Origin of the sequence: Streptomyces sp. NPDC051364 (assembly GCF_040682115.1) — a bacterium.
Lineage (GTDB): Bacteria > Actinomycetota > Actinomycetes > Streptomycetales > Streptomycetaceae > Streptomyces.
The window spans coordinates 1-12,301 of record NZ_JBFBAH010000048.1; the positions used below are offsets into that span (position 1 = coordinate 1).

Genomic DNA, 12,301 nt, shown 5'->3' on the forward strand with positions numbered 1-12,301 from the left:
GCTCACCCACCCTTTGCAATAAAAAACTGCGCACGTAGGTACCTTCTTTGGGGTGTCGGGTGTGGTGTAGTCCCCACGCCCGCCCCCCAGCCCAAACCCCACCCCCTACGGCGTCATGGCCCGGCCGCCGATGTCCGCGGCGCCGCCGAGCTGCCCCTGCCACCACGACTCCGCCTCGCGGTGGTTCATCACGGCCCAGGCGGGTGTCTGCTCGACCTGGCCCCGGCCGAGACGGCGGGCCAGGGCGACCATCTCCCGCCCGGCTGCGCCCCGCGCGGCCTGGTACGCGTGCAGCAGCTCGTCCCAGGTGCCGGCCCGGCGCCACGCGTCCTCGAACGCGGTCGCGTCCTGGAGGGCCTTGGCCGCCCCGCTGGTGTTGTGCGGGCGCACCACGGTGGCCGCGTCGCCTGCGAGCAGCAGCCGACCGGCCGTCGTCCGCGCCGTCTCCAGGTCGTAGATGGGCTGGACGAAGGTGTCCGCGGGCTCCGTCAGCGCGATCACCTGCGCCCAGTACGGCGGGAACTCCCGGTCCAGTAACGCGCCGAGGTGCGTGGTGAGTTCCCCGGTGATCCGCCCCGGCGGAAAGCTCGTCGGGTCGTCGAACGGCAGCCGCCCGGTCTGCGGGGGCATGGCGTACAGGACCCAGTTCACGCGGGGGCCGTCCGGCCCGGGAATGCGGTAGATGACGCAGCTTCCGCCGCTGAAGCAGACGGTGGTCACCGAATCGGTGGGCCAGCCACCGTCGCCGAGTGCCTCCAGCCGCCGGGCGTCGAAGTTCCCGCGCCAGCAGACGTACCCGGCGTAGGCCGGCCGGGATTCGGGGCAGACCGCCTCGCGCACCACCGAGCGGTACCCGTCGGCGCCGACGACCAGGTCGAACGCCTCGGCGGTGCCCTGTGCCAGCCGCACCTCGGCCCGCCCGCCGTCGCCGGCCACGCCCGTCACCGCCGCGCCCTGCCGGTAGACCACCGAAGCCGGTGTCGCCTCGCGCAGCCCTCTCCACAGCAGACCCCAGTGGTACGAGTGGAACGGGAACGGCTGCTCCCAGAACACCCTGCCGGCCGGACCGGCCGCCGTGTCGTCCCGGACCACCCACCTGCGCCGGGTCAGCCGGTGCGCGGCGATGCCGGCGGGCAGCGCGCCGGTGGCGGCGAGTTCGGCGGCGCGCCCGTCGTGGATGCAGAGCCCGAGTCCGCGGTCCGCCAGCCGTCCGTGGGTGCGCTCCAGCACCACCACCTCGTCCGCGCCCGCGCGGGCCGCCGCCGACGCCAAGGCGCAGCCCGCAATGCTGCCGCCCACCACCGCGACCGTACCGCCTCGCATACGTGCTCCCTCCGCGCGCTCTCCCGGGGCCCGTCACCCTACTGGGACTTTCCGGCCGAGGCAGGAGGTTCGTCCGATGCCGGACACCCGGCCGGCGCGCACCCGCGGGCCCGGTACGGCCGGCTCGGATGTTCCGGGCCGGACCGGCCCGCACCGGACGGGGCGCCTCGCGCCGGTCAGTCGGCGAGTGCCGCCGATACGACGGAGCGGGCCTCCTCCTGTACGCGGGTCAGGTGGTCGGGGCCCAGGAAGGATTCGGCGTAGATCTTGTAGACGTCCTCCGTGCCCGACGGGCGGGCCGCGAACCAGGCGTGCTCCGTCGTGACCTTGATGCCTCCGATGGCGGCCCCGTTCCCGGGAGCCTCCGTCAGCACCGCCGTGACCGGCTCCCCCGCCAGGGTGTCGGCGGTGACCTGCCGGGGTGACAGCCGGCCCAGTACCGCCTTCTCCTCGCGGGTGGCCGGCGCGTCGATACGGGCGTATGCGGGCTCGCCGAAGCGGGCCGTCAGGCCGGCGTACCGCTCGCTCGGGGTCTGCCCCGTGACCGCCAGCATCTCCGAGGCCAGCAGGGCCAGGATGATGCCGTCCTTGTCGGTGGTCCACACGGAGCCGTCGCGGCGCAGGAACGAGGCTCCGGCCGACTCCTCGCCGCCGAACCCGATGGTGCCCGCGGAGAGTCCGTCCACGAACCACTTGAAACCGACGGGCACCTCGACCAGTTCACGGCCCAGGTCGGCGGCCACCCGGTCGATCATGCTCGAGGACACCAGCGTCTTGCCGACGCCCGCTGCCGACGGCCACTGCTCGCGGTGGCTGTACAGGTACTCGATCGCCGTGGCGAGGTAGTGGTTGGGGTTCATCAGACCGCCGTCCGGGGTCACGATGCCGTGCCGGTCGGCGTCCGCGTCGTTGCCGGTGGCGATCTGGAACCGGTCGCGGCCCTCGATCAGCGAGGCCATCGCGTACGGGGAGGAGCAGTCCATCCGGATCTTGCCGTCCCAGTCCAGCGTCATGAACCGCCAGGTGGGGTCGGTGTGCGGGTTGACCACGGTCAGGTCGAGGCGGTGCTCCTCCGCGATCCGCCCCCAGTACGCCACGGAGGCCCCGCCGAGCGGGTCGGCCCCGATGCGCACGCCCGCGGCGCGTACGGCGTCCAGGTCGAGCACGGACGGCAGATCGCGCACGTACGTGCCGAGGTAGTCGTACGTACCCGTGGTCGAGGCGGCCGTCGCCCGCGCGAACGGGATCCGCCGGACCTCCTTCATGCCCCCGGTGATGATCTCGTTGGCGCGCTCCTGGATCCAGCCGGTCGCCTCGGAGCCGGCGGGCCCGCCGTGCGGCGGGTTGTACTTGAAGCCGCCGTCCGCCGGCGGGTTGTGCGAGGGGGTGACCACCACTCCGTCGGCCAGGGCCGAGGTGCGTCCGCGGTTGTGGGTGAGGATGGCGTGCGAGACCGCGGGCGTCGGGGTGTAGCCGTCCGCGGCATCGACGAGCACGGTCACATCGTTGGCGGCGAAGACCTCGAGGGCGGTCACCCGGGCGGGTTCGGACAGGGCATGAGTGTCCGCGCCGAGGAAGAGGGGGCCGTCGATGCCCTGCTGGGCCCGGTACTCGCAGATCGCCTGGCTGGTCGCGGCGATGTGGTCCTCGTTGAAGGCCGTGGCGAGGGAGGAGCCGCGGTGTCCCGAGGTGCCGAAGCTGACGCGCTGGCCGGGATCCGCCGGATCGGGGTGCAGGGCGTAGTAGGCGGTCACGAGCCGGGCCACGTCGATCAGGTCCTGCGGGCGCGCCTGCTGCCCCGCTCTTTCGTTGAGCATCCGCCCATTCCTCCGTAGTGGATCCGAACTGAATCAAAGAGAACAACCGTGGTCATTGTGTCGCCCCCTGAACGTGCCCGCACCGCCGCATCGCCACTCGGCCCGCACCTGTGCGCCCGGTCACGCAGCCGTCCTGTGTCCTACGGGTGACCGCGGGGTCGGCCGGTCGTTGAGCCCGGCGGCAGAAACCCCGGCCCCCGGAACCCCGACTGCGGAGACGTGGCAGCTGATGAATGCCCCCTACGGCCTCGACCCGCGGACTCTGTCCCGCCGCCGGCTGCTCGCGGCCGCGGGTGCCGTCGGCGCCGCCGAGCTCCTCGGGGCGGGACCCTCGGCAGCGGCGCGTACCGTCAGTCCGTCGGCCGCGCCGGCCCCGTTGTCCTTCACGGCGGCCACGAACGGCGCGGCGAGCGTGTCTCCGTGCGGGGACCGGCTGATCGCCGCGATCCACAACGTGCTGTGGTCGGTGCCGGGTTCCGGGGGCGACGCCGTACCGCTCACCGCGGCGGCGTTGGAGGCGTGCCGGCCCGTGCACTCCCCCGACGGCGCGTCGGTGGCCTTCTGCGCCTACGGCAGCGGCACGTACCACATCTGGACCATGCGCCCCGACGGAACCGGGCTGCGGCAGCGCACCGAGGGCCCGTTCGACCACCGCGGGCCGGCCTGGTCGCCCGACGGCACCCGCCTCGCCTTCGCGTCCGAGCGCGCCGGGGATCCGGTCGGTGGGGCCCCGTACCGGATCCACGTGCTGGAGCTGGCGAGCGGGGCAGTCACCCCTGTGACGGGACGGGCCGGGCAGGACGGGGCCCTGCAGAGCGGTGCCTGGGAGGACTTCGACCCCACTTGGGCGCCGGACGGGAAGCGGATCCTGTTCGTCCGGGCTACGGTGACGGCCGCCGCCACCGGGCCCCGGGCGGATGCGCGGAGCATCGCCTCCGTCGCCGCGGACGGATCGGGTCCGGTCACCGTCGCCTTCACCGAGCAGGAACCGGCCGCGCAGCTCCTGGCCCCGGCGGTCGCGCCGGACGGGCGGCGTACGGCCTGGCTGCGGACCACGCCCCCGCCGAACGCCTCCTGCGTCCTCGTCGTCGACGGCAGGCCGGTGCCCGTCGCCGGGGATGTCGCGGCTCAGCCGCCGCGTTGGACGACCGCCGGGGAGCTGCTGGTCACGGTCGACGGCCGGTTCACGCTCGTCCGCCCGCAGCAGCCGGAGGCGCCCCGGACGATCCCCTTCCGCGCACGGCCGGCGACGGACCGTCCGCGCTACCGGACCAAGCAGTACGACCTCGGCGACGCAGGGCGGGTGCGCCCGGTCCGGGGCGTTCATCTGCCCGCGCTGTCCCCTGACGGACGGTTCGTCGCCTTCGCCGCCCTGAACACGCTGTGGCTCGGCAGCACCTCGGGCGGGCGCCCGCCCCGGCGGCTGCGCCAGGCGCCGCCCACCCGCTATCTGCTCGCCCCGTCGTGGGCGCCCGACGGGCGGTCCCTGCTGTACTGCGACGACCGCGACGGACTGATGGCGGTGCACCGGCGAGATCTCGCCACGGGAGCGGAGAGCACGGTCGCGACCGGCGGCCGGGTCTTCCCCGCGCTGTCGCCCGACGGGCGCCGGCTCGCCTGCCTCGACCTGGTCGGGCGGCTCCTCGTACGCGACCTGGCGAACGGCACGGAGCGCATCCTCGCCGCGCCGCTCGGCGGGGGCGGGCTGCCGGGCCGGCCCAGCTGGTCGCCCGACGGATCGCGGATCGCCCTGTGTGACCGCAATCGGCTCAACATGCGGTTCAGGGAGGGCTACAACCTGATCCGGGTGGTCGACGCGGCGTCGGGCTCCGACCGGCTGCATCCCGTCGCCCCCCATGCCTCCGTCGCCGACCGGTACGACAGCGGGCCCGTCTGGTCGCCCGACGGCCGTTTCATGGCGGTGATCGTGGAATCCGCGCTGTGCCTGCTGCCCGTCGCGCCCGACGGCTCCCCGCGGGGCGCCCTGCGCACCCTGACGGCCGAACCCGCCGACCATCCCTCGTGGTCCGGTGACTCGAGGACCCTGCTGTACCTCTCGGGCACGCGGCTGCGCCTCATCGGCGTGGACGGCGGATCGCCGAGGACGGTGCGGCTGCCCCTCGACCAGCGCCGGCCCACGCCGCCCGACACCGTCGTACACGCCGGGCGGCTGTGGGACGGTACGGGCGAGACGGTGCGGGAGGACGTGGACATCCACGTCCGCTCCGGACGCATCGCCGCCGTCGAACCCCACCGCGCGTCCCGGCTGCCGGCATCGGGCGGCGCCCGGTTCATCGACGCCTCCGCCCGGACGGTCGTCCCGGGCCTGTGGGACACCCACACCCACCCGTGGCAGAGCACGTACGGGGGCCGCCAGAGCGTGGGCCAGCTGACGTACGGGATCACGACCGCCGTCTCGCTCGGCGGGTTCGCGTACGAACAGGCCCGGATCCGCGAGGCCGTGGCGTCCGGGCAGCTCGCCGGGCCGCGGCTGCTGACCAGCGGCGAACTCCTCGACGGGGCGCGCGTTGCCTACAGCATGGGGCGCGCGCACCGCACGGCGGAGGGTCTGCGGCGGTCCTTGGAGCGGGGTGCCGCGCTCGACTGGGACTTCGTCAAGACCTATGTGCGGGCTCCGTCCTGGGTGATGGAGGAGGCCGCCCGGTTCGCCCACGACCGGCTCGGGGTCCGGTGCGGAAGCCATCTGGCCTCCCTGGCCATTCAGTTGGGCCAGGATCTGACCACCCATCTGCAGGCGACCGAACGCGCCGAGGCGGGGCACGTGCTGACCGCCTCCGGCTGTTCCCACCAGGACGTGACCGAGATCTACGGCGGGGGCGACGGGCGGCTCGCGGTGATCGCCACCCCGTTCGCGGCGACCGCACTGCTCGGGGCCGATCCGGCGCTGGCCGACGACCGGCGGGTCACGGCCGTCATGGCGCCCTGGGACGCCGATCTGGTGCGCCGGTCCGCTGCAGCCGCCCCGACGGCAGCCCAGTTGGCGACGCTGGGCAGGGAGACCGACATCTACCGGAGGCTGCTGGCCGCGGGAGGCCTGGTCGCCCTCGGCACGGACGCGCCGCTGGTCCCGGTCGGGCTCTCCTTGCACCTGGGGCTGCGCGCCCTGCACCGAGGCGGGCTGTCTCCGGCCGAGGCCCTGCGCACGGTGACCGTCCTGCCGGCCCGGCTCTTCGGCCTCGGCGACGAACTCGGCACGGTCCGGCCCGGCAGGATCGCCGACCTGACGATCGTGGACGGGGACCCGTTCACCGATTTCGACACGCTGGTCCGCACATCCGGCGTCCTCAGAGGCGGCGTACCCCACACGACCGACGACCTCGTGGCCGCCTGCACCCCGGCTGCCGGCGGCCCGGCGGCCGGCAGCCCGGCCCACCGGCAGGCCGAACCCGAGGACTGGCGCCGCGAACGGCTCCTGATGCTGCGCGACGGCTGCTGTCACGCCCCCGGGTAGCGTCAGCCGCCCGGGCGGCGTCGCGCGAGCGTACGGCCTCCCACGGCAAAGGCGATCGCGGCGACGATCAGCGTCGCCGCGACGGCGAACGCGATCCGCATCCCGTGGGCCACGGCTTCGGGCTGTGCCCCCGTGACGTCGGTCGTGGCCGATGCGAGCGTGAACACGGCGCCCATCACGGATGCACCGGTGACGAGCCCCAGGTTGCGGGACAGATTGAGCACTCCGGAGATGACGCCCCGCTGGTCCGGGCTGACGTCTGCCATGACGGCGGTGTTGTTGGCCGTCTGGAACACCGCGTACCCGGCGGTGGTGACCACGAGCGGGACGATGTAGCCGGCCACGCCGAGCGTCACCGACGTGAGGGACAGGGCACCGCAGCCCACGGCCACGCCGGCGAGCCCGGCGACTGTCATGCGCTGGGCGCCGAAGCGGTCCGCGATACGACCGGCGGGCACGCCGGTCAGCGCGGCGACGAGCGGACCGACCGACAGGACGAGTCCCACCAGGGCCTCGCCGAGCCCGAGCGCACGGGAGAGGTAGAACGGCCCGACCACCAGCGTCGTCATCATCACGGTGGAGACGAGCGCGCTCGTGCAGAGGCTCGCGCTGAGCAGCGGATCGCGGAACACGGCCAACCGGATCAGCGGGGATGCCACTCTCGCCTCGGCCCGTACGAACAGGCCCACTCCGAGGACGGCAGCCAACAGGAGGGCGATGTTGAGCGGACCGAAACTGCCGCGCCCCACGGTCATGGCCAGGGCATAGGCCCCGAGCGTCAGCGCGAGGAGCAGCGTGCCCACGTGGTCGAAGCGGCCCCGGCCGGTCTTCGCGTCCCGCCCGTCGACGGGCAGGTGGCGGTGGGCCAGGACGAGTGCGAGGACGCCGAGTGGCGCGTTGACGAGGAAGATCGCCCGCCAGCCCGGTCCGGCGATCAGCAGACCGCCGAGCGAAGGGCCGAGGGCCGTGCCGATCGAGGACATGGTGCCGAGCAGCCCCATGGCGCTGCCGGTCCTCTCCTTCGGCACCGTCTCGCCGACGAACGCCATGGTCAGGGCCATCATGGTGGCCGCTCCGAGGCCCTGCGCCGCCCGGGCGGCGATCAGCAGCCAGAGCGAAGGGGCGAGGCCGCACAGCACCGAGGCCACCGTGAACAGGGAGATCCCGGACAGGAGCAGCCTGCGGCGGCCGATCGTGTCACCGAGCCGGCCGACGCTGACGATCAGGGTCGTGATGGCGAGGAGATAGGCGAGGACGATCCACTGGACCTGCTGGAACGAGGCGCTGAACACCTGCGCCAGGGTCGGCAGGCCGACGTTGGCGGTGCTGGTGCCGAGCGAGGACAGCAGCATGGACAGGGACAGGCCGGCGAGCGCCCACCGCACCGAAGCCGTCTTCCCTTCGGCACTCCCGGCCGGCGCCTCGACGCTTTCTGCATCGAGGCGCTTCATCGTGCACTGCGTTCGCCGTCGGCCGCGCGCACGCCCGTGAAGACCGTGGTGGCGGACAGGAGGAAGGCGTCGGGCCGGTGCAGGATGCCCTGCGGCGCCCGGGGATCGAGCAGTACGTCGAGCGTCCCGAGGTCTTCCGTGTCCAGGAGGTCGCTCGCGTTCTCCCGCAGCCGGGTCAGCTGGGCGTGCAGGAAGGTGCGGGCCGTCCCGTCCAGAGGAGCCGGCAGGTCGAGGAGGTACGTGAAGCCGCCGACGCCGGTGAGCCCGGCGCGGGCGAGCATCGCGGGCCAGTCCTCGACGACGGGGATGCTGCCGGGGAGCTCGGCGCGCATGGTCTCGAACGAGTGCTCCTGGACGGCGTCGAGCCGGGCCTGGAGACCGGGGGTGCCGATTCCGATGTCGCGCGGGAGGAAGCGCATCGGCAGGCCGCCTTCGGCCACGGCGAGCAGCCCGCCGGGCCTCAGCAGAGCGGCGAGTGCGTTCAGCGCGCCCTGCTGATCGCCGAGGTGGTGCACGGTCTTGCTGCTCCAGATCAGATCCGCCGTGCCGAGGCCGCCGTCCGGCTGCCGCCCGTATCCGCCGTGCAGGCCCTCGGGCAGTTCCGCGTGCCGTACGGTCACCCTGCCACCGAGGCCGAGCCGCTCGGCGCGGGCCAGGGCGCGCTCCAGCAGACCGGGGGTGCCGTCCACGGCGACGGTCTCGGCCCCGGCGAAGGCTTCGGCGAGCACGCAGGTCATCACGCCCGGCCCGCTGCCGATGTCGAGGATCCGCCGGGCCTCCGCCCCGGGGCCGAGCAGTTCGCTCAGGTGGGCCGCCGTCCGGTGGAGGACCGGGAGGTGCAGTTCGCCGCCCTTCTCCAAGTGGGCGGCCATGACGTCCCAGTCGATGTCGGCGGAGTGGTGTCCGTGACCAGACCCTTGTCCGTGACCGTGTCCATGTCCGGGTCTGGAATCACTGTGTGGGTTCATGCCGTGGAGCCTGCCCCCGTGGCCCGGTGACGACAACTCTTGTTGCTGTTTCCGGGACAGCGGGGTGGAATGCCTCCATGGACACACCACCCGACACGCCGTCCGGCGCGCCATCGGACACACCGCCGCTGCCGTACCGGGCGGTCCTCGACGAGGTCGGCCCCCGGCTCAAACGGCTGCGTGCCAAACGCGGTCTCACGCTGGCCGCGCTCTCCGAGGCGACCGGCATCTCCAAGAGCACCCTGTCCCGGCTGGAGTCCGGGCAGCGCCGCCCCAGCCTGGAGCTGCTGCTGCCGCTGGCCGCTGCGTACCACGTGCCGCTGGACGACCTGGTCGGCGCCCCCGAAGTGGGCGATCCCCGGGTCCGGCTGACGCCCCGTACGCTGCCGAGCGGCGGTTCGTTCGTCCCGCTGTCCCGGAGCCCGGGCCCCCTCCAGGCGTACAAGATGGTCATCTCCGACCGGGGTGCCGAGCCGGACCTCCGTACGCACGAGGGCTACGAGTGGATGTACGTGCTGGAGGGCCGGCTTCGGCTGGTGCTCGCCGAGCACGATCTGGTCCTCGGCCCCGGCGAGGTCGCCGAGTTCGACACCCGGCTGCCACACTGGTTCAGCAGCGCCGACGGACGGCCCGTCGAGATCCTCAGCCTCTTCGGGAGACAGGGCGAGCGCATGCACGTCCGCGCGAAGCCCCGCGGCTGACGGTGGCCGGGGGCGGTGCGCCTGATCGCGTGACGCCGCCGGCCGGGGCCCTATTCGTTGACCAGGACCGGGAGGGAGAGGACGGCGCTCGACGGGGTACCGGTGAGCTGCTCCCCGGGCACGGTGAAGTCGATCCCGTCGCCGACCGCGCGCGGGCCGTCGTGGTGGTCGCCGGCGGGCGCGTCCGCGCCTTCTTCCTGGTAGCGGAAGGTTCCCGTGCCCAGCAGACGGCCGTCCGCGTCGTAGTACGCGGCGCGCAGCTCCAGGCTCAGGACGTCGCTGACGTCCGAGGTGATGGCCAGGTGCCCGGTGACACCCGGCTTCCCGGTGAGCGCGAGCGCCGTCAGCTGCACCCGGTCGGTGAAGGGGCCCGGCTCGACGCGGATTTCGCCCGGCTTGGCCGGCGGGGCGAGGACCGCGGCCGGTGCGGGTGCGCCGCTCGGCGCGGGCATCGCGACCGGGGCGGCGGAACCGGCCGGCTTCCCGGCGCCGCCCCGGGCGCCGTCGGCGTCCGTGCTGCCGGAACAGCCGGCGGCGAGCACGAGGAAGGCGGTGGCGGCCAGCGCGGCGGCCGCTCCGCGGGGGAGGTTTCTCATCGGTACGCTCCTGAAAGGGCCGGGGCCGGGAGGGACCTGCCCTCCCGGCCCCGGCTGCCCGAAGGTCAGTGCTGCTGGGGAGCCCGGCTGAACAGCGCGCGGTACATCTTCCCGTACAGCTCCGTGTTGTTCTGGCTGGCGGCGAACACGCTGCCGCTGGGGCCGTAGGCGAAGATCGGCACGTCGGCGCCGGTGTGGTTGCCGGACAGGTACGTCAGCCACAGGCTCGCGTCCGGGCTGCCGTCCTTGACGCCGGCCGGGTCGTCGGCCGTACGGAACGTGGCGGGCGCGAAGTTCTTCGCGTCGGCCGAGCCCGCGCCGTTGACGGCTCCGCTCGAGCGGGCCGGGTCCTTGACCCCGGAGGCCGCGCGGGAGGGGGCGCTGTTGTTCGCCGGGTTGCCCGCGTCCGTGTTGGCCGGGGGCGCGACGGCCTCGGCGTTCGTGTACGAGCCCTTCTCGATGATGCTGAAGCCGGCGCACTCGTGGTCCGCCGTGACGATCACGAGGGTGTGGCCGTCCTTCTTCGCGAACTCGTACGCGGCCTTGACCGCGTCGTCGAAGGCCTTGACCTCGGCGAGGACCTGCGCGGCGTCGTTGGCGTGCGAGCGCTTGTCGATCTGGGCGCCCTCGATCTGGAGGAAGAAGCCCTTGTTCTTCTTGCGGTCCTGCTGCTTGCGGTCGGTCAGCAGCGAGATCGACTTCTTGGTCATGTCCGCGAGCGTCGGCTCCTGCTTCTGCGGAGCGTCGGCGGGCAGGCCCGCCTTGGCCTGCTCGACGGTCAGGTTGCCGCGGTTGAACAGGCCGACGACCTTCTTGCCGTTGACCCTGTCCAGGTCGCCCTTGGTGGCGGCCTTCTGGCTGGCGGCGGTCTGGGCGGGCAGCGCCGGGTCGCCGAAGCTGCCGAGCACCTGGTAGCCCTGCGCCTGCAGCGCCTTCTGGTCGTCCGGCTCGAAACGGGCGAGGCCGCCGCCGAGGATGACGTCGGCGGTGCCGTTGCGGGCGATCTGCTCGGCGATCGGCGTGATCAGCGTCTTGTCCTGCGGCGCCGGCTCGTACGTGCCGTCCTCCTTCTTGGGGAGGCAGGCGGCCTCGGAGTACACCGGGCCCTGGCAGCCGCGCAGCAGTGCGTGGCTGAACTGGGCCGCCGGGGTGGCGTCGGTGATCTCGGCGGTGGAGACGTTGCCGGTGGCGAAGCCTGCCGCCTTGGCCTGCTCCATCAGCGTGGCGGTCTTCTTCTCGTACGAGTCGACGCCGATGGCCGCGTTGTACGTCTTGACGCCGGAGGACCAGGCGGTGGCGGAGCTGGCCGAGTCGGTGACCAGCGCGGGCTTCTGGCTGCCCTTCTCCACGGCGTACGTGGCGACTGCGCCCGTGAACGGGAGGGACTCCATGGTGAGCTTGCCGCCGGGCCCGTAGTAGCGGTCGCGGGCGGCGGTGACATGGGTGCGGCCCATGCCGTCGCCGAGGAGGTAGATGACGTTGTGGATCTCCCTCCCCTGGTCGCCCTGCTGGCCGGCGGAGTTGGCGGTGACAGCCGTACCGGCGGCCACGGCGCCGGCCAGGGCCAGGACGGTCAATGTCTTCGCGGGAATGCGGCGCATGTGTGGGAGATCCCCCTCGGAAGGTGCTGCTCGGGCATGCCGACGGTAGGAGGGCGACATGAACACGTCCCTAGCGAGGGATGGCGCCGAGTCGAACGCACAAGGCCCGTACCCCGCTCATGGCGAGGACGGGCAGGGCTGCAAGGAGGAGCGCAGGGACAGGACACCGCGCATCAGGTTCTTGATCACGACCGGGTTCGTACCCTAAGGCGACCGGCGACGACAGACGCCCGGATGCCGGGTCACCCCCATGGGGGCCCGGCTTCACCTGCAGGAACGAACGCACAGCACAGTCCCCGGACAGGGCAGTCCCCGGCGGTCCTGTTCCGGTTCCGGGAGTTCAGCCGTCGCGACGGCTCCCGCACCGACAGG

Annotated in this window: 8 protein-coding genes; 2 read left to right on the top strand and 6 right to left on the bottom strand. The window is 73.2% G+C overall.

Translation table 11 applies throughout. The features are described from left to right. Positions 1 to 105 precede the first annotated feature (105 nt). Together AB0M76_RS40840 and pgm are read right to left on the bottom strand one after the other, a co-directional pair. Positions 106 to 1,323: an FAD-dependent monooxygenase gene (locus tag AB0M76_RS40840; protein ID WP_365957828.1), complete on the bottom strand. Its 1,218-nt coding sequence runs from the start codon at positions 1,321 to 1,323 to the stop codon at positions 106 to 108. Positions 1,324 to 1,499: 176 nt separating this feature from the next. Further along, entirely contained in the window at positions 1,500 to 3,140 is a 1,641-nt protein-coding gene (gene pgm, locus AB0M76_RS40845; RefSeq protein WP_365957829.1) for a phosphoglucomutase (alpha-D-glucose-1,6-bisphosphate-dependent), read from the bottom strand. Between the two features lie 229 nt (positions 3,141 to 3,369). On the opposite strand from pgm, the gene AB0M76_RS40850 reads away from it, so the two are divergent. Further along, entirely contained in the window at positions 3,370 to 6,612 is a 3,243-nt protein-coding gene (locus tag AB0M76_RS40850) for an amidohydrolase family protein (protein WP_365957830.1), read from the top strand. A 2-nt stretch (positions 6,613 to 6,614) separates the two neighbouring features. Here AB0M76_RS40850 and AB0M76_RS40855 read toward each other — a convergent pair whose 3' ends face one another. Both AB0M76_RS40855 and AB0M76_RS40860 read right to left on the bottom strand, forming a co-directional pair. Continuing rightward, positions 6,615 to 8,063: an MFS transporter gene (locus AB0M76_RS40855; protein WP_365957831.1), complete on the bottom strand. Its 1,449-nt coding sequence runs from the start codon at positions 8,061 to 8,063 to the stop codon at positions 6,615 to 6,617. After that, positions 8,060 to 8,935, bottom strand: coding sequence for a class I SAM-dependent methyltransferase (locus AB0M76_RS40860; RefSeq protein ID WP_365957832.1), 876 nt, complete (start codon positions 8,933 to 8,935; stop codon positions 8,060 to 8,062). The genes AB0M76_RS40855 and AB0M76_RS40860 overlap by 4 nt, the downstream gene beginning before the upstream one ends. Before the next feature lie 173 nt (positions 8,936 to 9,108). Here AB0M76_RS40860 and AB0M76_RS40865 point away from each other — a divergent pair, with 173 nt between their 5' ends. Beyond that, on the top strand, positions 9,109 to 9,732 hold the full coding sequence (locus AB0M76_RS40865; protein WP_365957833.1) for an XRE family transcriptional regulator: 624 nt from the start codon (positions 9,109 to 9,111) through the stop codon (positions 9,730 to 9,732). Positions 9,733 to 9,782: 50 nt separating this feature from the next. On the opposite strand, the gene AB0M76_RS40870 is transcribed toward AB0M76_RS40865, so the two are convergent. After that, positions 9,783 to 10,328 (bottom strand): hypothetical protein, encoded by a 546-nt coding sequence (locus tag AB0M76_RS40870; RefSeq protein ID WP_365957834.1) that lies wholly within the window; start codon positions 10,326 to 10,328, stop codon positions 9,783 to 9,785. 65 nt (positions 10,329 to 10,393) lie between these two features. Then, positions 10,394 to 11,929 (bottom strand): alkaline phosphatase, encoded by a 1,536-nt coding sequence (locus AB0M76_RS40875; protein ID WP_365957836.1) that lies wholly within the window; start codon positions 11,927 to 11,929, stop codon positions 10,394 to 10,396. Positions 11,930 to 12,301 lie beyond the last annotated feature (372 nt).